Source organism: Mesorhizobium sp. M0615 (assembly GCF_040320805.1).
Lineage (GTDB): Bacteria > Pseudomonadota > Alphaproteobacteria > Rhizobiales > Rhizobiaceae > Mesorhizobium.
Genome location: NZ_JAMYQI010000030.1, coordinates 1 through 20949 on the forward strand (window position 1 = coordinate 1; position 20949 = coordinate 20949).

Here is a 20949-nt window from a genome sequence, read left to right on the forward strand (position 1 = left end):
TCGCGGTCGTCGTCACCGACGCCGACGGCGACAGCGCTCCAGCCGGCAATCTCGTCATCACCATCGTCGACGACGTGCCGACCGCGACGAATGACACCTGGGGGCCAACGATCACCGGTGCGACGGTCCTCACCGGCCTCCTGACCAATGACAAGTTTGGCGCCGATGGCGTCGATACGGACAACAGTCCGGTCAGCGGTCAGGTGACCGTCACTAACGGTGCTCACGGCACCGTCACCTACAACAACAATGGAACGTTCACCTATACGCCGACGGGCATCTATGTCGGCTCGGACTCTTTCACATACACGATCAAGGACGGTGACGGCGACACTTCGACGGCCACGGTGACCCTGAATGTGCAGACCAACACCGTTCCATCGGGTGGCGGGACTGCATCGTTGACATTGAACGAAGCCGCGCTCGACACCACGCTCGATGCTTCGGCGCCTGCGGATCTCCAAGCCGGGGCCGTGACCGGCACCAACCCAGGCAGCCGCGGCGAGACGGCGCAAGCAATCAGCGGCATCACCTTCACCACGACCGGCGAAGCCATTAATGTTGCATTCGCCAACCCGACCGGCGATCCAAACTGGGTGGCGCCGACTGTTTCTGGCCTAGCCTCTGGATACACAATCAGCTGGGCGCTCGTCGGCAACCAACTCGTCGGCAGTCTGATACAAACGGCCGGCAGCGTGAACCTCGGCGCATTCGTCTATCTGGCGCTGTCAAACACAAGCGCTGGCGCCAACAGCTCGTTGACACCGATCATCACCGCGACGCTGACTGACCAGCTCCAACATATTGCCGGCTCGGGCAACATCACCATTAACGGGCTTCAGGTGGTGGCCACCGACACCAGCGGTGATCATGTTTCCGGATCGGTCAATCTGACGGTACTGGACGACGCTCCGAACGCTTTCGTCGGCGATGGAATCTATTTGCCCGATTCATTGCACTCTACGCTGACTGAGCATCTGAATTTCGCCGCCGGCGCCGGCGCCGACGGCGTGGGGAATGTCGTGTTCAGCGTAACCGAGGGCGCGGCCGTTACAGACGCCAACGGCGCGAGCATCTTCCTCAACGGCGAGCAGCTATTCTATCACATTTCTCCCGATGGACACACGGTCGAGGGTCGGACATCGGCGGCAAATGGCAACGATCTCGGGTTCACGGCAACACTCAACCAGGCAAATGACACCTGGTCATTTGTATTGAACGGCACGATCTTCAATGGATCTCAATTCACGACGGCTGGCGCCACGGCCACCGGCGGCAACAATCAGGTGAATGCGTTCACCACGTTGACCAGCCCGGACACCCCGAACGATCTGCTGGTCACGGCCAACGGTAGCAACACGGTAAATACCAGCACCGGAAACTTCGGCGTTGGCAGCGGTCAGAGCATCGCAAATGGAGAGACGATCCGTTTCGATTTCGTGACGAACGCATCGACCAACGGAAGCCTCGCCGGGACCAGCTATACCGACCACTATGAAGTATCGAGCTTCACTCAAGGGCTAACCAAAGTGGTCGGCGGCACGGTTGATATCAAGATCAGAGCTTTGAATGTCGACAATGACAATAGTTTTGTTGGTGACCTCTCGGGGGAAACCGTAGCCACCGGGATCACGGTTGTCGTTGTGAACGGGTCCGGAGGGGCCGTACCGACAGTGACGTACGACGCGGTGACCGGTACCTTCGCGTTGCATGGAATGGACCAAGGCGACACTTTCACCGTTACGGCAAGTTCGGATCCGTTCAGTGCGGTCGAGATCTCGGGCGCCTCATCGGGGACTTTCAAGCTTGGGGCCGCTAGTTTCGCGACCGCCAACGCGGTTGACCCATTCGATATCAAAATCCCTGTCACAGGAACGGATGGCGATGGCGATACGGCGGCCGGCAGCGTGAGCGCACACCTGTACCCAACAACCTCAACCCTCGAGGGCAGCGGCAGCGCTGACAATCTGGTGGCGACCGCGACAAAGACCACGGTGCTGGGCCAGGACGGCGACGATCATCTGACCAGCATCAATGGACATGATACGATCCTTTCCGGAGGACAGGGTAACGATACCCTGACAGGCCTCGATGGAAGGGATACGCTCGACGGCGGTTCCGGCACTGACACACTTAGCGGCGGATCGGGCGCGGACACCATGACAGGTGGAACCGGTGCCGATACCTTCCTGATCGGGGCTGGGGACTCCACACCAGTCATCGGTGGATCAGGCAACACCGGCACTATCTCCGGCTATGACATCATCACCGACTTCGTTGCCGGCACCGACAAGTTGAGCCTGCCTGGCACGCTCGTGTCAGCTACCGCCGGCGCGGTTGACGGTGCGGGAGATTCCGTATTAACGATCGGCGGAGATACGGTTGAATCTCATTCGGTCGCGAACGGGATCGCCAGCTTCTTCGGGACCGATCTCGGCGGTTCGCCTTTGGTTATCACCACAACGTCAGGCGTAGCTGCGGCAGTCCAGTATCTAATGGGCACAGACATCGGAAACGCCGGAGCGACGCTCGCCTTCACGGCGACGATCTCGGGGGTAAATCACACCTTCGTCTACACGCAGACTACCGCGAGCGCAGGCGTCGGAACATTGGTCGATCTTCAGAACGTCACGGTAGCGAACTTGAACACCTTGATCGGCGGATCGATCGATCCCATCATCCTCGATATGAATCATGATGGCTTCGCCTTCTCCGACGTCAGCCATGGGGTCCAGTTCGACATGAATGGCGATGGCACGAAAGAACAGCTTGCCTGGAACACATCCCATGACGGCATGCTGGCCATCGACCTCAACCATGACGGCAAGATCGACGACGGCACCGAACTGTTCACGCCAAGCTTCGGCGGCGGCAACTTCGCAGGCGGCGCGGCGGCACTTGCATCGCTCGACAGCAACCATGATGGCCTCATCGACCACGATGACGCGGCATTCGACAGCTTGCTGATCTGGAAAGACGCCAACGCCAACGGCATAAGCGACGCCGGGGAGTTGTCGAACCTCGCCCATAACGATATTACTTCGATCGGCACGACAACGTCCTCCGCTGTCGGCGAAATCGATGGGCAGACCGTGACCGGCAGTGGGACCTTCCAGATGGCCGACGGGACGACCGGCAACTATGTTGAGGTCGAACTCGACACCTCGCTCGTTGCACCGGCAGAGCCGACCGTCGCTTCCGATGGGACAAAGACCTTCGCCATCGGCTCGCTCGAGGTTGCAGACCTGATCGCCGACTTCCACAACGGCGACCAGCTTGATCTTTCCTCGTTGCTCAAGGGCTTGGCTGGCGTCACCGATCTCGTCGGCGGCGGCTTCGTGGAGATCGCGCAGTCCTCGGCCAATGCGGCCAATGCCGAGGTCAAGGTCGATACCAACGGCGGCGGCGACAACTATCATACGGTCGCCGTGCTGGAGAACTACACATTCCACAGCGCCGCCGATGCGGTGAAGATACTTTACGATGACAGCCACGGCACCAAGACGGACGTGGCCTAAGGGGCGAAAGGGACGGGGTGAGGAGCATGACCAGAATTTTGCGAGTGACTTTCGGGGCCGGGCTGCTGTCGTTATGCGCGACAGGACTGCAGGCTGCCGATATTATCGAAGGGCCGGTGGCCGACTATTGCCGGACCGTCGGCACATCCAACCTGGTGCTGAACGACAACATCGTCGATCTAAAGTCCGAGGTGGTGAAGCTGATGGACGAGTCGGTGGCCGTCGCCAACAGCTCGGAATGGATCAATTCTTCGCGCCCCGCCTTCATCTGGGCGTCGGAAGCCAAGGTCGCCTGCGGCATGGCCTATGGCTACCTCAAGACGAACTACAAGGACGAAGACACCCTCAACAAGTGCGAATGCTTCCACGACCGCATGGTCGAGTACATGAACTGACCGGAAGGGATCCGGCAGTGCCGGTTGGCTGACCCGATGGTCGGCGGACGATTGACGAGGGCGATCGCCGGAGTGATCGCATTGACCGGTTTTGGCCAGCTTGCCACGCAAGCCCGCGCCAACTGGCTGGAACGACCTAGCCTGGCGAGACCAGCACCGTTCGGCTTGAGGCGGCCAGTTCGCTGCGACGCCGCCTCCGAATGGACTCGCGCGACATTCAAGGCGTTTGCGACATGCCAGGCATCGCTCTACGGCTTGGAACCGGTGCTGGCGCACGCGGTGATGGAGATCGAAAGCGGGTTCGATCCCGATGTGCACGGCGCCGATGGTGAGGTCGGGTTGATGCAGGTAATGCCCGCGACGGCCCGAATGCTGGGCTTTCGTGGCTCGCTCGACGAGCTTGGCGCGCCGGCGACCAACATCGCGCTCGGCGTCAGATATCTGGCGCAGGCAAACAGCCTTGCCGCAGGCGATCTCTGCACCACCGTCATGAAGTATCGTGCCGGGCACGGTGAAACCCGGTTCTCCGAACTTTCGGTCCGCTACTGCCGGCGTGCGCGTGCAATCCTGGCGAGAGAAGGTTTTGCGGTGGCCGGGCCATTGCCGGTGGCGACGTTCGGATTCTCCGCATTCCCGACAGCAGGAGACGATGGTGCCCCTGCCCCGGCGAGGCGGATTTGTGTGCGCCGACTGTTCGTGCCGGGCCCGCGATACATGAAATGCGCGGACTATCGAAGCGCCGGGCAAGCCAGAATGATCAAGGCGCTCCGGGCAAGACTTTTCGACGGCTGAGCCATAATCCAGCAATTGCAAAGACGGCGAGGCAAGTCTGCCGTAAGATGAACGGATGAGACCGGGACAAATACCCGGCGGGATATGAGGGAGGCATCATGGATTCTGGCCGGCAGCGACACGGTTTGTGGACGTGGGCGATCGTCTTTGCGTTCGCGGGCATGGTGTCGGGCTGCCAGTCGAAAGGCAGCGTCTCGGACGCGCTCGATCCGGCGGCGATCGCCGCACCCGGAGCGCCGGCCGCCGGCACCGCTGCCAGCCCGGCCCAAGCCACGCGATCGCTCGGCACCGGGTCGACGAAGGTCACGATGCTGCTGCCTTTGTCGGCCCCGGGCAACGCCGGCGAAAACGGCCGGAAGATGCTCGATGCGACCAAGCTGGCGATGGCCGACCTTGGAAATGTCCTGCTCACGATTACGGTCGAGGACACCAAGGGCGACAGCGCGCACGCCAGCGAATTGGCTGTGAAGGCGATCACCACTGGAACCAAGATCGTCATCGGCCCGGTCGAACTCGCGGCCGCGCAGCACATAGCCAAGCTGTCGGGATCGAAGCGACCGCCGGTGCTGGCGTTGGCCGACAATTTCGCTGGCGGCCCGGGCGTCTATGCGGTGCGCCTCAACGAGGCCGACAGCGCGGCCGCGGGCGCAGCCGGCCTGGCGGCCAAAGGCAGCAAGAAGTTCGTGTTGCTCGTTGCGGCGGGCGCGAATGCCAGCGTGGTTGAAAAGCGGGTCGCCAACAGTCTCAGCATCTATGGCGCGACGCTCGCCGTCACCGTTCCGTATCCGGCCGGCGATGGCGGCACCAAAGTGGTCAATGATGTGGGCTCGCTGGTCGAGGCTCCCGATGCCATCATCATCGCCAGCGGCGACGACAATCCGGCGCCGATCCTTGCGGCGCTCAAAACGAAAGGCATTCCTGGAGAAGCAATTGCCGTCGTTGGAACCAACCGCTGGCTGGAACATCCGATGGAGCCGCTGTTTGAAGGCTCCTACATCGCCACGCTCGACCCAACGGAAACCGGCCCGATCGCCGACCGCTTCAAGACGACCTACAATTATCCAGCCGACGCCAATGTCGCCTACGCCTATGATATGGTCGCCCTGACAGCAGGAATTGCAAGTTCGGCCGGGCCTGACGGCTTCAGCAAGCAGGTGCTCGAAAATCGGAGCGGATTTCGCGGATCGACCGGCCTGTTCCGGTTTCGGGCGGATGGCTCCAGTGAGCGATCCATGCCCTTCTATCAGGTTCAAAAAGGTGCACTCAAGCTGGTCGCCAAATCGACATCGGGGTATTGAGGGGCAAGGAACCTTGCTTGAGTTGATGGGCTGGCTGAGGCACAATCGCTTGATAGCGCTCGGAAGCCTGCTCCTCCTGGCCGGGGTCTTGTTGATCATCCGGGCCGCAGATCTGCTTCCGAACAATCGGCCAGCGCCACGTCAATCCATCGATCATAGCCAGGCAATGCGACCACCTCCGAGCGCCGCCAATACGCCATGGCGAGGACGGGCACGCAAGATTGCTCAGGACCTTATCGCGCCGCCACAGCTTGATCCGGCGCAAATCGAACGGGTCGAGCCGCGCCCGCCGCTCAGCGACCTTGGTCTGGCCGCGCCTGCAGGGATGCGAATGCCAAAGGATTGGCCAGAGGTCTTGCTTTTCCAACCGGTTGCCACCTCGTCGGCAACCTTCGAATCCATGGGGCGCAAGGTAGTCGTCAGCGGGATCCAAGGCATTGACCTGGACGAGACCTGTTCCTTTCGCGGCGTCGCCTGGCCTTGCGGCCAGCGTGCGCGCGCGACGTTCAATTCCTGGCTGCGCGGCCGGGCGCTGAAATGCGTCGTGCCGCCGGAAATCGATCGTTTTGTCATTGGGGCACCGTGCAGCTTGGGCAGGCAGGATGTCGGCGCCTGGCTTGTTTCCAATGGCTGGGCGACGGCCTTGGCGAGTGGCATCTATGGCAAGGCGGAGGCAGTGGCCAGAGACGCGGAGATGGGGATATTCGGCCCGCCACAATAGCCGACAATTCAGTGTCTTTGCTTTTGCCGCCGTAGCCTTGCTTTTGAAGGCCTGATTTCGGGCCAATGGTAGGTGATTGCGCCATTACTAAAATTGTATGTTTCCTCGAAACTGAAAGTGCAGCACCTTGGCCTTATGACAGCCGATCAGGCGGGAGATTGGCTAATGATGACACCAATGGCGAATAGCTCGCCCCGGCAATGGAAAGATATCGCATGGCTGACTGCCCTGGGTTCGGCGGGAATTCTGCTCCTCTCGGTTGGCCTAAATTATCTGCTTCTGTTCTCGGAAGCCTTGACGCCGTTTGGCCGCAGCATGGTCACAGCGATCCTGTTGCCGGTCATCGTCGGTGGCCCACTTTTCCTGTTCATTGGCCTGCAGCGGACCGAGCTCGTCCGTTATCGAAGGGAACTCAACAAGTCGGCGACCTTTGACAGCCTGACAGGCTGCCTCAACCGGACGGTCTTCACGTCGATGGTCGAAAGGAGAGCAACCAGGCCAAAATCGTCTGGTCCAAGATCTGGCGCCTTCCTGGTCATTCATCCCGAACACATCAGGTCCATCAATCTGCGCTTCGGCCTTGGCTGGGGTGACGAAGCCTTGCGGCTCATAGCCTCGACCATCCAGTCATCGGTACGCAAGGAAGATCTGGTGGGCCGGATCGGAACCTCCATGTTCGGGGTCTTTCTGCCCGGTGCGACAGAAGACGACGCTAGGGAGATCGGCGAGCGTATCCGGGCGCGCGTGGCCCAAGCCTATTTCGCGCCAAAAGGAACCGCGGATACGCTGACCATCAGCGTCGGCGGCGTGGTGTTTGAAAACGAGTTGGAATTCGAGGACATGTTCCGATCGGCGGAATCGCTGTTATCCGGCGTCGAACGCCAGCCTGGATTTCAATTGTCGCACCTCCACAACTAGAGCCTGTCGCGATTTAAGGGATTCAGGATTCCCTTTGGTTTGAGTTCGTGATTCATTGCGGTTGAAAGGAGACCGCGGTGGGCAAGCCGCTACCGCTTGAGTTGCGTCAGCGTGTTGTTGCGTATGTCGATGAGGGGCATGGTCACCGCGAGGCAGCGCGCCATTTCCGCGTTTCGCCTCGCTTTGTGAACAATCTGATCAACTTGCGGCGGCAGACCGGTTCGCTTGAAGCGCGCCGGCAGGGCCATGTGGGCGGCGGCAAGCTTGAGCCGCATGCCGAGTTTGTGCGTTTGCGATTGGCCGAGACCGGCGAACTGACGCTGGATGAGCTTTGCGTCGAACTGGAGGTGCGTGGTGTGAGCGTGCACCGCTCCAATGTCGGGCGCCTGCTCCATCGCCTTGGGCTCAGTCATAAAAAAACTCTACTGGCCAGCGAGCAGCAGCGGGCCGACGTGCGCCAGGCGCGTGAGCTGTGGACCGGGCGGCGAAAGCGCTTCTTCAACAAGGCTTTGGCGCGGCTGATCTTCATCGATGAGACGTCGACCAACACCAAACTGACCAAACGCACCGGCTGGGCGCCGAAGGGCGAGCGCTTCAGGACGCATGCGCCCTTCGGCAAATGGCAGACGCAGACCTTCATCGCCGGGCTACGATGCCACGGTCTTGTCGCGCCGTGGATCGTCAACGCGCCGATGAATGGCGCCATCTTCGAACACTACATCGAAACACAGCTTGCTCCCCAACTGTCGCCCGGCGATATCGTCATTCTCGACAATGTCGGCTTCCACAAGAACGAGCGCGCCGCACAACTGGTTCGCCAAAGGGGCGCTTGGCTCCTGTTCCTGCCGCCATACTCACCCGATCTCAATCCGATCGAGATGGCCTACTCAAAACTCAAGGCGCGGCTGCGAAAGAAAGCGGCCAGAACCTTCGACGCACTCCGCCAAGCTCTCGGCGACATCTGCCACCTGTTCGAGCCAGCCGAATGCAGAAACTTCTTCAAGGCTGCCGGCGGCGATCGCGTAGAGCTCGTAGAAATTGCCGTGCGAGCTTGGCAGGATCGAGCGTGTGTACATTGCGAGAAAGATGGATGACAGCGCCGTCAGCCCGGCGCAGATCACATAGGCGCAGATGATAACCCGGCCGGTACGGATTCCGGAAAACCGCGCGGCCTCTTCATTTTTGCCTACGGCGTAGAGATATCGTCCGAAGGCGGTACGGTGCAGAACGACCTCACCGCCGCCAGCACGAGCAGGAAGACAAAAGAATGAGGAATGGGAATGGAGGTGTAGGCGTTGTTGATAAGAGCCGAGACCAGATCGGTGCGACCGGTGGTGAGATATTCCAGATCCTCGAAGCGGGTTTCGTAGGGCAGGCGGTGATCGCCGAGGAGCTGTCGCCGGGCGGGGCCGCCGACCTTTCCGATCAATCCATAACAGACCACATCCTCGAACATGCCAAGACGGTCTATCACCCCTGCGGCACCTGCCGGATGGGCACCGATGACCAGGCGGTGGTCGACCCGCAATTGCGCGTGCGCGGCGTGCCGCGCCTACGCATCTGCGACGCCTCGATCATGCCGCGTCCCATCAGCGGCAACACCAACGCGCCGGTGATCATGATCGCCGATCGGTGCGCCGATTTCATCCTCGGCAGCGCTTAGCGAGAAACGGGCAGCCCAGAGAAATCCAGGCTGTTTTGAGACGGTGTATCTGTCCAGCGCATGCAGCGACTTTGTCGCGACCGAAACCGGACAGCTTGACGCCGCCGGGCGGCACGGTGATGTCGGCGCCGCCATACATTGCATAGGTCCTATCAAATCGAGACTGGGATAGCGATGCCAACGCGCTGCTGTTGGCCGCCAGAAAGCTGGTGCGGATACGCCTGGAGAAATTCAGGCGATGCAGGCAGCTTCACCAGACGCAGCAGTTCCAGCAGCATCCATGACGGCGCCGAAGTCGCGCCCGGCTTCCAGATCATCGCTGCGCCGGCCACACGCCCGGCCACTCGGTCTACCTCGCAAACTACGGCAAGGAACAGCGCATGATTTCGGGCGACACGATGTATGTGCCAGCGCTGCTGGCGCCGCATCCGGAGTGGCAAGGCAGCTACGACCAGGACGGGCCGATGGCGATCACCACGCGGCACAAGCTGATCGATCGCGTGATCTCCGACAACATCCGGATCTCGGGCGGGGGGCTCTCAGAGAGGTTCCTGCTATTGCTGCTGCAGGCCGGTGATCATGGCAACGATCTCGTTCTTATCGGTCTTCGCGGTCTCGCGAATTCCAATCTGCTTGCCACGCCTGAGAACACAGATGCGGTCGGAGAGCTTGAAGACCTGGTCGAGGCTGTGGCTGATGATCAGGATGCCGACATTGCGCTGCTTCAGCGACTGGACGATAGCCTCCACCCGGGCGGTTTCGGCAACGCCCAGCGCCGCCGTCGGCTCATCCAGCAGGATCAGCTTGCTTGCCCAATGCGTGGCGCGCGCGATCGCAACGCCCTGGCGCTGGCCGCCGGAGAGATCGCGGATAGTGGCGTGGGCGGAGGGGATGCGCACGTCCAGTTCCTTCACCAGTTTCTCGGTCTCGTCGATCATGCGGCGGCGGTCGAGCAAACCGAGGCGGTTCAGCGGCTCGCGGCCGAGGAACATGTTCATGTAGACCGTCTGCTGGTCGGCCAGCGCCAGGTCCTGGTAGACGACCTCGATGCCGTGCGCGCGCCCCATGGTGGCATTCGACATCGTCACCGGTTTTCCTTCGATGACGATGGTGCCGGACGAGGGCGGGTGGACGCCCGAGACGATCTTGACCAGCGTCGACTTTCCGGCGCCGTTGTCGCCGACGAGTGCAACGATCTCGCCCGGGAAAACCTCGAGCGAAAAACTCTCGATCGCGGTGATGCCGCCGAAATTCTTGCGAATGTCGTGCAGCTGAAGGATGGGCGCGCTCACCGTCATGTGTTTCTCCTAGACTGGCCAGGCATAGGGTTCACCGAAGCCGTTCTCGATGGTTTCCACTTTCGGATTGTCCGTCGAAATGCCCGACACGCCGACAATATGGGCGCGGGTGACGAAGGCCTGGCCACGGAAGCCGAACACGGCGCTGTCGCCAGGCTTCGGCGCGTTCGCGCCGGCGGCATCGATCATGGCGTAATAGTCGATCGCAGAGGGCGGCGGCACCTCGACGCTGCGCAGTGCCGACCCTGCCGTCGTCGGTTCAGCCGAGACGATCGCCTTGACGTCGTAGTCGGGGAAGATCGGATCGATGTAGAAGCCGCCGCCAAGGCAATAGGCCTTGCCGCCGGAGAGATGCGAGACCTCGGTGAGATAGAGCACCGCCGGCAGCTCCGGCAAATCTTCCATGACATGCAGCGCGGTGGTGCCATGCAGTCCATTGCCGGGCTCGCACTGCGTCGCGCCAGCCTCGGCGAGTGCCGCCAGCATGACACTCGACGTGGTGCCCGGCGCGTTGATCTCAATGTCCTTGCGGCCTGCCTTGGCCAACGCTTCCGCAGCTTTCGCGAGCGTCGCCAGATTGGGGGTCGGCAGCACTTTCCGCGAAGCATGGTCGAACAGCAGAGCAGGGAAAGTGGTGATGCCGGCGAAACGGCCGCCTTCGACGGCATCCAGCCGGTCGGCGACATGGATAATGTCGGCGGCATTGAAACCGCCTTCATGGCCGCGATAGAAGATATCGCCTTCGGCGGCGATGCGGGCCAGCAGATGCTGCACATAGCCGGCCGCCTTGGCGCCTGTTGCCGCTTCCCCAGCCTTGGTATCATTGAACACGGTCCAGTAGTCCGGCTTGAAGGTTTTCGCCGCAGCCGCCGCTTCGAATTTTGCGACCTGCTGGAGATGGCCGAGATGGCCAAGCTTCATGCCTGCCTTGTGGGTGGCGCGGGCGCAAGCCATGTCGACGGCGACCGCGCGGTCAATGCCGCCGCGCATCACAGCCCGGCAGAACGACGAGGAGCGGCCGACCTGCTTGGTCATGGCGAAGATCTTCAGGCCGTTGCGGTTGGCCTCGCTCTTGAGAACCCGCGCATTGGCCTCAACCGTGTCGAGATCGAGCACATAAGCATTGGCCGGCAGCTTACCTTGCTGGTGCAACCGGATAGCTGATTCGATGAAGGCGGGGTTGCGGCGGCGCAGAATCTCGAGAAACATGGATGGCTTCCTTCAGCGGTTCTTTTCGCGCAGCGACACGGCGACTGCGGTCAGGATAATGAGGCCGCGCACGATCATCTGGTCGGAGACCGACAGGCCCATCAGGATCAGGCCGTTGTTGAGCATGCCCATCATCAACGAGCCGACCAGCGCGCCGACCACGGAGCCCTTGCCGCCATTGAGCAGCGTGCCGCCGACGATGACGGCGGCGATGACCGTCATCAGGTCGGTTTCGCCGAGAGTATATTTCGCCGCCTGCAGGCGACCGGCATAGAGCAAGCCGGCAAGACCGGCGAGCCCGCCGCTGATGGTCAGCACGGCGAGCCTGATCCTGGGCACGCTGATGCCCGATACGCTTGCGGCGCGGGCATTGTCGCCGGTCGCCAGCACATGCGCGCCGAAACGGGTCTCGCGGAACACCAGGTGGCCGATGGCCACGGCAATCACCGACCACCAGACGAGTGAGGGGACACCGAGCAGCGAGCCGGAACCGAAGAAGCCGGTGAACGCTTCGTTGGTCACCGAGATCGAGCGAAGGTCTGTCATCGAACGCGAAACGCCGGCGAACAGGCCGAGCGTCGCCAGCGTCACCAGGAAGGAGGGCAGCCTGACATACGCCACCAGCACGCCGTTGATGACGCCGATCAGCAGGCCGGCGCCGAGGCCGGCGACTATCCCTGCCGGCATGCCGTACGCGTTGATGGTGACGGCGGCTGCAAGGGCCGCCACCGCCACGATCGAGCCGATCGACAAATCTATTTCGCCGGCCGACATGACGAAGACCAGGCCGATGGCCATGATCGTCACCGGCGTCGTCTGCAACACGATGTTCGATAAGTTTCGGACGGTGAGGAAGCCGCTGTCCCTCAGCACAATGGCGAAGAACAGGAAGATCGCCAGGAAACCGAGGTAGACGACATATTGCTGCAGATTGAAGCGGCTGGCGAAGCTGCCACCGGCGCTGGTGTTGGCACTGGACATTTTATTCCTCCGGTGGTGAGCGCTTCGCCTCGAGCCTATTTCACCGCGTCCGCGATAGCCGCCGGTACGTCCCTGTTGAGGGACTTCTTCCAACCGTCCTTCACCGTGTCCTTGGTGACGGCGATGGAATCTACGGCATAGAATGGTTCGGCCTTCTTGCCGACCAGAGAACCTGCCGAGGCGCGCGCCAGCGTCACGCCAATGCTGTAGGCCTCGTCGGCGACGAGGGCCGCGATGTTGCCGCCCTTGACCATGTCGAGCGCGGCAGGCTCATTGAGGTCGAGCGTGACAATCTTGGTGTGCGTGTTGCCGGCACCGCGCAAGGCCGAAAGCACGCTCAGCGCCGGTTCGGCCCAGGTGACATAGATGCCGTCCAGGTCCGGATGCTGGGTGATCATCGCCTGGGCGATGTCTTCGCTGCGCGCCGGGTCGGCCATGCCGGCCTCGGCCTCGATCTTCATATCGGGATAGTCCTGCTCGATGGTCTTCTTGAAGGCCTGGTCGCGCTGGTTGGTGACGTAGAAGTCGGCATCGTGGAAGATGTAGCCGATCTTGCCTTTCTTGCCGAGCGCCTCGGCCATGGCGATGCCGGCCTTGTTGCCCATCTGAAAGAGATCGTCGGAGACGATGGTGACATAGTCCCTGCCCTGCTTGTAGCCGGCCGGGGAATTGTCAACGAAGCCGAGCTTGACGCCGGCCTGGCGTGCCGGATCGTAGACCGAAGCTGCGGTCGCCGGATCGACGGGAAGCGACAGGATGATCGACGGCTTTTTGGCCATCACCGTCTCGATATCGGCCTTCTGTCGCGCGGCGTCGAAACCGGCATCGGTCTGCGCCACCACCTCGATGCCGAGGCGCTTGAATTCGTCATGGGCGCCGGCGTTGACGGCGTTGGTGTATTCGCTCATCTCGTGCCAGACGAGGGCGGCGGTGAACTTGCCGTCCTTGATCTGCTGCTCTTCGGCTGGCGTCAGCGTAAGACTGCTCGCCGGCACCGGCTTTTCACCATTCGGTCCTGTGGTGACGCCTTCGGCGGCGAAGGCGTGCATGGCTAGCAGGCTCGCCACTGTCGTTATGATTACAGATGCTTTGCGCATGTCCCGGTTCCCTTTTTGTTGTGTCGAAGAAAGCTCCGGTGCGGCGGGCCGCGCCGGAGCGAGAGCCTTACTTCGCCGCGTCGAGCACCGGCTGCGGCGCGTCGCGGTTGAGCGAGTCCTTCCAGCCCTGCGCGACATTCTCCTTGGTGACGGTCAGGGCCGGGGCGACGACGAAGGCCGGGGTCGGCTGGCCAAGCAGCGACTTCATGCCGGAAGCAGCCATGGCGCGGCCGAGTTCATAGGCCTTGTCGGCGACGAGGGCTGCGACATTGCCGCCCTTGACCATGTCGAGCGCGACCGGCTCGGCGAGGTCGAGCGTGACGATCTTGGTCCTGGCGTTGCCGGCGCCGCGTAGCGCCGACAGCACGCCGTCGGCCGGCTCGGCCCAGGTCACGTAGATGCCGTCGAGATCGGGATGCTGCAAAAGCATCGCGTTGGCCAGTTCCTCGGCGCGGGCCGGGTCGGATATGCCCTGTTCGGCGACGATCTTGATGTCGGGATACACCTTCTCGATGGTGGTCTTGAAGGCTTGGTCGCGCTGGTTGGTGACGTAGTAGGCAGCGTCGTGGAAAATGTAGCCGACCTTGCCCTTGCCGCCGATCGCCTTGGCCATCGCGTCCGCAGCCTGCTTGCCCATCTGGAATAGATCGTCAGTCACGATCGAAGCGTAATCGGTGCCCTGCTTGTAGCCCTTGGGCAAGTTGGACAGGAACACCAACTTGGTGCCGTCCTTGACCGCCTGGCGGAAGGCTTCTGCCGAGGTGACCGGGTCGAGCGGCAGCGCCAAGATGACGTTGGGCTTGGCGGCCAACGCCGTCTCGATGTCGCTGCGCTGGCGGGCGGAGTCGAACTGGGCATCCGTTTTGACCGCAATGGTGATGCCGGCGCGGGCGAATTCGTAGGTGGCGCCGGCGGTTACCGCATTGGTGAAATCGGACGAGGTGTGCCAGAGCAAGGCAGCCTTGTAGCCCTTGTCCTTGAGCGCGGCGATGTCGGCATCGCTTAGGATCACGTCGGCGCTCGGCGTGGCGCTCTCGCCCTGCGGGCCGACCGTCTGTGCGAAAGCTGGGTTGGCGGCAAGCATCAATCCGCCGGCAAAGGCGGCGGCGATCAGTGTCTTCATCGGCATGTCAGTTCTCCCATTTTGCTTCGTTGGTGGTTCAGTCGGCCACGCCGCAATAGCGGGCCATGAAGGCGGCGAAGCCGACTATGCCGGCAAAATATTCCTCGACATCGACGTGCTCCTCGAATGTGTGGCAATTCCTGATGTCGCCGGGCGCGCAATAGACGGCAGGAATACCGAGCTGATTGATGATGAAGGGGGACTCCGACCAGAACGGTGCGCCCTCGATGACGCCGCGTCCGCTCATTGCGCCGGCCATCGCGTCGGACAGCATGGCGACTTCCGCCCGCGTTTCGCCGATCTCGGCAGCGGTGCCGCCCAGCCTGTGGTCGCGGCCGGCGGGGTAGGCGAACTCTACCGAAATATCCGGATCGGCGATCGCGCCGCGCACGGCAGCCTCGATCTCGGCGGCGGCGGTGTCGAGGTCCTCGCCAGGCAACAGCTTGCGGATCAGCGAGAGCGTGCAGCGCTCGGGAACGGCAATGTAGCCGCCGCCGGCAAGCCCGGTGATAAGCAGGAAGCCGCGCCCGACCAGTTTGTGCTCGACGCGCGCGGCGACCTCATCCGAATGCTTCCAAAGCGCCGTCATCGCGGCATGGCTTGCACGGAGCGCATCCTTGCCGAGTTCTGGCACACCGAAATAGGCGGATTTGCCGGTAATCGAGATATCGGTGATGAAGAAGCCGATCTGCGCCGCATAGACGGCCAGGCGGGTCGGCTCGACATAGATGGTGAAATCGGGTGCTGTGATCTCGCCGGCCTCGATGCGTCCGACGAAGTGCTTGATCCCGGCGGAAATGCCGGTGCCGGGCTGGCCGCTCTCCTCGTCGCCGACGAAAGCGAAGGCGACGTCGCCCTTGAGGCGAACGCCTGCCTTTTCGAGCAGCGCGAGTGCAGCCAGCGAAGCAGTGATGCCGGCCTTGAGGTCGCCTGAGCCGCGGCCCCAGACAGCACCATCAATGATCGGGGCGGCGAACGGATCCTCACGCTCGGTGCCTGCCCAATGCTCGCGCCAGCCGTCGACATGGACGGTGTCGGTATGGCCGATGAACAGCAGGCGCTTTCCCTGGTCGGCCCCCTTGCGCTCGCCCCAGATGTTGGGCCGCCCAGGAAGGAATTCCGTCCTGGTCAGGCCGCTGAGGTCAAGGTCGCGCATCCTGGCTTCGAGGAAGTCGACGAAGTTGGCTTCGTTGCCGGTGATGCTCTCGCGGTCAATGGCGCCGCGAAACAGCGTTAGTGCGTCGTCACGGTCGAGCGCTGCCTGTAGGCGGGCGGTAATATCGTGAGTCATATCGCGGCCTCCTTCAGCGCGGCGGCCTGGGCAGGCGGCAGCGAAATCCGGCCATCAGGCGCGTCGACGCCGAACAGCGTGTTGTGCAACTGGCCAAGGCCGATTGCCGCCGCGCCGATGAGGGCTGCGCGTGCGCCGAGTTCGCTCGCCTCGACCCTGACTGGATAGGGGAAGCATAGCGGCAGAAGCGCCTGCACCCTGGACAGGATTTCGGGCCGCAACCCAATCGAGCCGCCGAGGATAAACTTTTCTGGATTGGCAATTGCCGCGATTGCCGCAACGCCTTGCGCCAGATGGCGGGCAGTTTCGTCGAGCACGGCGAGCGCGTCCTTGTCGCCAAGCGCGGCATTCTCGAATATTGCCGGCACCGAGACCTGCCTGCCGGTGAGGGCGTGGTAGCGATCGGTCATGGCGTGGGTGGCCACCGCGCGTTCGAATGCGCCGGTGCGCAGTGATTCCTCGGCGAAGGGATCGGCGCCGATCGGCATAAAACCGATCTCGCCGGCGGCGTGCCCAGCACCCCGCACCAGATGGCCGCCCAGCATCAGCCCGCTGCCGATGCCGGTGCCGAGCGCGATGTAGGCGAGATTGTCGATGCCCTGGCCTTGGCCGAGCCAGTTCTCGCCAAGCACCGCGAGATTGACGTCGTTCTCGATCATCACCGCGACGCCGAGCGCTTCTTCGAAGGCATCCAGCACATTCATTGTGTCGAAGCCGGCAATGTTCGGCGCCATTAGAATGCGGCCGGTGGCCGGGTCAGGAGCGCCAGGCGCGCCGATGACGGCCAGGCGTATCTTCTTGCGCGCGACGTGCTGTCTGGCCGCGGCATCGAAGGCCAGCGCTGCAATCTGATCGACGACGAACTGGCCGCCGCGCGGATCGGTCGGTGTGGCGGCTTCGGCAAAGATCTGGCAGGCAAGGTCGGTCAGCGCGACCCGCACCTTGGTACCGCCAAGGTCGACGGCGATGATATAGGCTGCGTCGTGGACCAGTTCGTAGGTGACGGCGGTGCGCCCGACATGGCCGCTGGTGCGGCCGGTTTCCTGGACCCAGCCCTCCTGCTCGAGCCCGCGCATGATTTCGGAGATGGTCTGCTTCGACAGGCCCGTCAGCTTGGCGATCGAGGCGCGGGAGATCGGCCCGCCCTGGACGATCGCTTCCATCACGGAGCGCTGTGAGAACTGACGGGATATGCGCGGCAGGTCAGTCACATTGAACTCCGGTTAATTCGTTCTATGACCGAACTTATTATTCGGAACTGGACCTGTCAATGTATGTTCGCGAGCGGCCGTTTTTGCGTACGCGAACATTGATCCGAAGGCAGGATTCAGGCGCGTTGCTGTTGTTCGGCAGAAGATAAATGCGGTCAGCGAATGGCTGGATCAGCTTCTTGAATCAATTTGGCGAACAGCTTCGTAGCCATTGACGAATAACGATCATGCTAGTGTCTGAGGGTCACTGTTTTCTACAGGAGATCAATACAGCGGATGGTTCGCCGGTCCATATCTCTCGTATTCTCTCGTATGGGTCTGTCGAACCAAAGGACGATGAACGAGACTAACTACTGGCTTCGAGAATATTGGTGATGTACCGCGGGTCTGCCTCCCAGTGAATGGCTCAAATGGGGCCGGCAGCGGAACGTCCGCTTGCAGTTTGCAAACGTGGATAGCTACCATACCGCTTTCACTTGCAAAGGCGCGTTTGACGCCAACTGGTCTGGCCCGAAGCCGACATCTCCGTCCAGCATAGTCCGACCATGTTCGGCGCAAGCTGCTCGCTTGAACCGTGGGATAGAATTCCGCCAATTTCAGGCACGTGGTTGTCAGGCGCCTACCGAACTTGACAAGCAGTCTTGCAGGAACTGCGTTGAGCACTGAACGTTTGACCAAGCGCGGGCATCTCCGCCTTGGCTAAGGACCATCAATGTTCACGTTCATGTTTGCCACCGGCATCGAGAACAGCACCCCCACCATTCGACAAGGCCGGGAGCGCGTCGACGAAATGGAAAAATGCCGCTTCTACGAACGATGGCGCACCGACTTCGAACTGGTCCAGGATCTCGGGGTGCATTTCCTCCGCTACGGACCTCCCATCCACAAAACGTGGCTGGGTGATGGACGTTATGATTGGGCATTCGCCGATGAGACCTTCGCGGACCTGAAGGCGAAAGACATTCTTCCGATCGTCGACCTTTGCCATTTTGGCGTGCCGGACTGGGTTGGCAACTTCCAGAACCCGGACTTTCCGACACTATTCGAGCACTACGCCAGGGATTTCGCGATGCGCTATCCGTGGATCCAGCTCTTCACCCCAATAAATGAGATGTTCATCTGCGCCACCTTTTCGGCTCGCTGGGGATGGTGGAACGAACAACTGAGCAGCGACACTGCTTTCGTCACCGCCCTCAAGCACATCGTGAAGGCGAACGTGCTTGCCATGCGGGCGATCCTCGAGGTGCGGCCGGACGCCATCTTCATACAGAGCGAATCCTCGGAATACTTCCACGCCGATTCTCCCGAGGCGGTCGGCAGAGCGGAACGGTTCAACAGCGAGCGTTTCCTGTCGCTTGATCTCAACTACGGTCATGACGTCGACGCGCACACCTATCGCTATCTTCTCGAAAACGGGATGACGGCCGAAGAATACAGTTTCTTCCTGGAGAGCCATCTGCGCAGGCATTGCGTGATGGGCACCGACTATTACCAGACCAACGAACATCGGGTTTGGGCAGACGGAACGACGTCCGGGTCCGGCGAGGTGTTTGGCTATGACGAGATCACGCGGCAGTACTTCAACCGCTACCGGCTTCCCGTAATGCATACGGAGACCAACATCAGCGAAGGCCCCAATGGAGACGAAGCCGTCTATTGGCTGTGGAAAGAGTGGGCCAACGTGCTGCGGATCCGCAACGATGGCATCCCCATCGTAGGCTTCACCTGGTACTCGCTGACGGATCAGGTGGACTGGGACAGTGCGCTTCGGGAGAACAACGGACGGATCAATCCGCTCGGCCTCTATGACCTCGACCGAAATCCGAGGGCGGTGGGGCGCGCTTTCAAGGCGCTGATCGCGAACTGGAATAAGCTGTTGGCCACACAAAGTGTCTGCCTTGCTTTGCCGGTCTTTCTTCCCTCACAGCAGGATGATGCCATTGTTCGCGCGCAACAGGATTATGCGCGCAGCCTGCTCAGCGTGGATCGGGTCGCTGAAGGCTGGACTGAACCACTTGCTGCTCCCCAGAAAGAGGTCGAACCCGATGCGCCTGGATAACAAGACTGCATTGCAACCGGTGCTGCAAGCGGCATTGGACTGGCCATCGCCATGCGGTTGGGCACCGAAGGTGCACGGGTGAGCCGACGTGGGTGGAGGCAAGGTCGAGAAGGCGCGCATCGGTTCGACAAGGGGCGCGCCGGGGGAGGCCGCTATCACGGTGCTGTCGACTTGCGCTCACGCGTTCGGCAGGTTGGTAATAATCGTCAACAGCGCGCCGGCCTGATAATCTTTAAACCCATTGAGGCATTCACTAGAGCGGGCTGGCTGAAGGTGCTGAGCGTCGACCTGCTGGGAGCAATTTATTTCGCCGGAAAGGCATTCGCTCATATGACATCTGGCGGCGTCATCGTAACACATATTGAGTGTGCGCGGTCGAGACGAGCTCCGCATGTCGAGCTATACGCCGCGGCAAAGGCCACCCTCCTGTCTCTAACCGAGACCCGACGCAGTTCGCACCTTGGCCGACTGGGCATGAATCCGGACGATTACCGAACCAAATGGAACCTGCCTCGCAATTACCCGATGGTGGCACCCAACTATTCGGGAAGCGTTCCGCATATCGCCTCTAACACCCAGTAGCGGACAGCTCTCGCCTGAGGCGTCAGTCGTCGTTGAAGCGCTCCGGCATCGCATTCGAGACCAAGGCTGGTGCACAAGGATCATGACATCGAATTCCACTCTATACAGGAACAAGTGCCTTTCCTCGAGATTAGGGTTCGACGCCGCAACGGCGTCGAACCCCAAAGGAGACTCACATGAAACGTAAGATTTTGACAGCTACAGCGATCTCTCTCTGTCTCGCCACCGCGGCCTTGGCGCAGTCGTCGGGAACATCCAGCGGCACGAACGGAACGTCCGGCTCATCGGCCGGGTCGGGTATGAGTTCTACGTCCGGCTCAGGCCAAAGCGGTATCCCGAGCGGCTGGGACAGCAAGCTCTCGGGCTCATTCTTCAGCGACGCCAATTCGGGAAGACTTCTGTCGCAGGATGAGATCCGCAAGAACTGGTCGTCCCTGAGCTCTGAACAGCAGGCACAGGTTCGCTCCGACTGCTCGAGAATGACGGCCAGTAACGGCACTGGCTCTGGCACAATGACCGGCACGTCAGGTAGCTCGGCTTCGACCGGCAGTGATACAACGGCGAGTGTCGGCACCGGCTCTGGCACAGCCACCGGCACTTCAGGCAGCTCTGGTTCGACCGGCAGTAACACCACGGCCAGCAACAGCACTGGTTCGGGTACAACCACCGGCACGTCGGGATCCTCGAATACAGCTGGCGATACGACCGCCAGCACCAGCACGGGTTCGGGCGCGAACTCGGCTGCTCAAATGGCTTCGATGCAGCAGCTCTGCACTCAGGTGCAAGGGATGTG

Annotated in this window: 18 protein-coding genes and 3 pseudogenes; 11 read left to right on the forward strand and 10 right to left on the reverse strand. The window is 61.5% G+C overall.

The genetic code is table 11. From position 1 onward, the window contains the following. The 7 genes from NKI46_RS30020 to NKI46_RS30050 all read left to right on the forward strand — a co-directional run. The coding region (locus NKI46_RS30020) for a beta strand repeat-containing protein (RefSeq protein WP_352749512.1) at window positions 1-3518 on the forward strand (3518 nt) is incomplete at its 5' end. Window positions 3519-3544: 26 nt separating this feature from the next. Beyond that, a complete protein-coding gene (locus NKI46_RS30025; protein ID WP_023738297.1) occupies window positions 3545-3913 on the forward strand; it encodes a hypothetical protein in 369 nt (122 codons plus the stop codon). A gap of 255 nt (window positions 3914-4168) precedes the next feature. Then, window positions 4169-4705, forward strand: coding sequence for a lytic transglycosylase domain-containing protein (locus NKI46_RS30030; protein WP_502896852.1), 537 nt, complete (start codon window positions 4169-4171; stop codon window positions 4703-4705). Between the two features lie 98 nt (window positions 4706-4803). Further along, window positions 4804-6003, forward strand: a complete 1200-nt coding sequence (locus NKI46_RS30035; protein ID WP_023738295.1) for an ABC transporter substrate-binding protein — start codon at window positions 4804-4806, stop codon at window positions 6001-6003. 13 nt (window positions 6004-6016) lie between these two features. Further along, complete coding sequence (locus NKI46_RS30040) at window positions 6017-6724, forward strand: thermonuclease family protein (protein ID WP_352461175.1); 708 nt, start codon at window positions 6017-6019, stop codon at window positions 6722-6724. Window positions 6725-6889: 165 nt separating this feature from the next. Continuing rightward, entirely contained in the window at window positions 6890-7642 is a 753-nt protein-coding gene (locus NKI46_RS30045) for a GGDEF domain-containing protein (protein WP_023738294.1), read from the forward strand. Between the two features lie 77 nt (window positions 7643-7719). Then, entirely contained in the window at window positions 7720-8736 is a 1017-nt protein-coding gene (locus tag NKI46_RS30050) for an IS630 family transposase (RefSeq protein ID WP_023738293.1), read from the forward strand. On the opposite strand, the pseudogene NKI46_RS30055 reads toward NKI46_RS30050, so the two are convergent. Next, window positions 8623-8999 (reverse strand): annotated as a pseudogene (locus tag NKI46_RS30055) (ABC transporter permease); the annotation flags it as partial. The gene NKI46_RS30050 and the pseudogene NKI46_RS30055 overlap by 114 nt on opposite strands. A 15-nt stretch (window positions 9000-9014) precedes the next feature. Here NKI46_RS30055 and NKI46_RS30060 point away from each other — a divergent pair. Continuing rightward, window positions 9015-9305 (forward strand): annotated as a pseudogene (locus NKI46_RS30060) (GMC oxidoreductase); the annotation flags it as partial. Between the two features lie 152 nt (window positions 9306-9457). Here NKI46_RS30060 and NKI46_RS30065 read toward each other — a convergent pair. Then, window positions 9458-9622 carry a hypothetical protein gene (locus tag NKI46_RS30065; protein WP_023715648.1) on the reverse strand — a complete coding sequence of 55 codons (165 nt, stop codon included), beginning with the start codon at window positions 9620-9622 and terminating at the stop codon, window positions 9458-9460. Here NKI46_RS30065 and NKI46_RS30070 point away from each other — a divergent pair. Beyond that, window positions 9582-9835: pseudogene (locus NKI46_RS30070) on the forward strand (MBL fold metallo-hydrolase); the annotation flags it as partial. The gene NKI46_RS30065 and the pseudogene NKI46_RS30070 overlap by 41 nt on opposite strands. Before the next feature lie 24 nt (window positions 9836-9859). Here NKI46_RS30070 and NKI46_RS30075 read toward each other — a convergent pair. The 7 genes from NKI46_RS30075 to NKI46_RS30105 all read right to left on the reverse strand — a co-directional run bounded on the left by NKI46_RS30075 (window position 9860) and on the right by NKI46_RS30105 (window position 17515). After that, window positions 9860-10603 (reverse strand): ATP-binding cassette domain-containing protein, encoded by a 744-nt coding sequence (locus NKI46_RS30075; RefSeq protein WP_023740509.1) that lies wholly within the window; start codon window positions 10601-10603, stop codon window positions 9860-9862. 9 nt (window positions 10604-10612) lie between these two features. Then, the gene (locus tag NKI46_RS30080; protein WP_352749516.1) at window positions 10613-11812 is read right to left on the reverse strand and encodes an alanine racemase; all 1200 of its coding nucleotides are present in this window, start codon (window positions 11810-11812) and stop codon (window positions 10613-10615) included. A gap of 12 nt (window positions 11813-11824) precedes the next feature. Beyond that, window positions 11825-12793 carry an ABC transporter permease gene (locus NKI46_RS30085; RefSeq protein WP_023692325.1) on the reverse strand — a complete coding sequence of 323 codons (969 nt, stop codon included), beginning with the start codon at window positions 12791-12793 and terminating at the stop codon, window positions 11825-11827. Window positions 12794-12828: 35 nt separating this feature from the next. Beyond that, window positions 12829-13890: a substrate-binding domain-containing protein gene (locus NKI46_RS30090; protein ID WP_023729114.1), complete on the reverse strand. Its 1062-nt coding sequence runs from the start codon at window positions 13888-13890 to the stop codon at window positions 12829-12831. 67 nt (window positions 13891-13957) lie between these two features. After that, complete coding sequence (locus tag NKI46_RS30095; RefSeq protein WP_031253326.1) at window positions 13958-15019, reverse strand: substrate-binding domain-containing protein; 1062 nt, start codon at window positions 15017-15019, stop codon at window positions 13958-13960. 31 nt (window positions 15020-15050) lie between these two features. Next, window positions 15051-16304 carry a M20 family metallopeptidase gene (locus NKI46_RS30100; RefSeq protein WP_352749519.1) on the reverse strand — a complete coding sequence of 418 codons (1254 nt, stop codon included), beginning with the start codon at window positions 16302-16304 and terminating at the stop codon, window positions 15051-15053. After that, window positions 16301-17515, reverse strand: coding sequence for an ROK family transcriptional regulator (locus tag NKI46_RS30105; RefSeq protein ID WP_023738286.1), 1215 nt, complete (start codon window positions 17513-17515; stop codon window positions 16301-16303). Before NKI46_RS30105 ends, NKI46_RS30100 begins: the two co-directional genes overlap by 4 nt. A 712-nt stretch (window positions 17516-18227) precedes the next feature. Between NKI46_RS30105 and NKI46_RS30110 the strand changes: the two genes are divergently transcribed. Beyond that, window positions 18228-19574, forward strand: coding sequence for a family 1 glycosylhydrolase (locus tag NKI46_RS30110; protein ID WP_023738285.1), 1347 nt, complete (start codon window positions 18228-18230; stop codon window positions 19572-19574). A 51-nt stretch (window positions 19575-19625) separates the two neighbouring features. Next, window positions 19626-20156, forward strand: a complete 531-nt coding sequence (locus NKI46_RS31000) for an SDR family oxidoreductase (RefSeq protein WP_502896853.1) — start codon at window positions 19626-19628, stop codon at window positions 20154-20156. Window positions 20157-20328: 172 nt separating this feature from the next. Here the strand turns inward: NKI46_RS31000 and NKI46_RS30125 are convergent, their stop codons facing one another. Further along, window positions 20329-20877, reverse strand: coding sequence for a hypothetical protein (locus tag NKI46_RS30125; protein WP_023738284.1), 549 nt, complete (start codon window positions 20875-20877; stop codon window positions 20329-20331). Window positions 20878-20949 lie beyond the last annotated feature (72 nt).

Excerpts from the sequence above, each read along its gene's own strand:
- NKI46_RS30025 (WP_023738297.1), top strand. The coding sequence starts at position 3,545 with ATGACCAGAATTTTGCGAGTGACTTTCGGGGCCGGGCTGCTGTCGTTA.
- NKI46_RS30035 (WP_023738295.1), top strand. The coding sequence starts at position 4,804 with ATGGATTCTGGCCGGCAGCGACACGGTTTGTGGACGTGGGCGATCGTC.
- NKI46_RS30045 (WP_023738294.1), top strand. The coding sequence starts at position 6,890 with ATGATGACACCAATGGCGAATAGCTCGCCCCGGCAATGGAAAGATATC.
- NKI46_RS30065 (WP_023715648.1), bottom strand. The coding sequence starts at position 9,622 with ATGATCTGGAAGCCGGGCGCGACTTCGGCGCCGTCATGGATGCTGCTG.
- NKI46_RS30075 (WP_023740509.1), bottom strand. The coding sequence starts at position 10,603 with ATGACGGTGAGCGCGCCCATCCTTCAGCTGCACGACATTCGCAAGAAT.
- NKI46_RS30080 (WP_352749516.1), bottom strand. The coding sequence starts at position 11,812 with ATGTTTCTCGAGATTCTGCGCCGCCGCAACCCCGCCTTCATCGAATCA.
- NKI46_RS30085 (WP_023692325.1), bottom strand. The coding sequence starts at position 12,793 with ATGTCCAGTGCCAACACCAGCGCCGGTGGCAGCTTCGCCAGCCGCTTC.
- NKI46_RS30090 (WP_023729114.1), bottom strand. The coding sequence starts at position 13,890 with ATGCGCAAAGCATCTGTAATCATAACGACAGTGGCGAGCCTGCTAGCC.
- NKI46_RS30095 (WP_031253326.1), bottom strand. The coding sequence starts at position 15,019 with ATGCCGATGAAGACACTGATCGCCGCCGCCTTTGCCGGCGGATTGATG.
- NKI46_RS30100 (WP_352749519.1), bottom strand. The coding sequence starts at position 16,304 with ATGACTCACGATATTACCGCCCGCCTACAGGCAGCGCTCGACCGTGAC.
- NKI46_RS30110 (WP_023738285.1), top strand. The coding sequence starts at position 18,228 with ATGTTCACGTTCATGTTTGCCACCGGCATCGAGAACAGCACCCCCACC.
- NKI46_RS31000 (WP_502896853.1), top strand. The coding sequence starts at position 19,626 with ATGCGGTTGGGCACCGAAGGTGCACGGGTGAGCCGACGTGGGTGGAGG.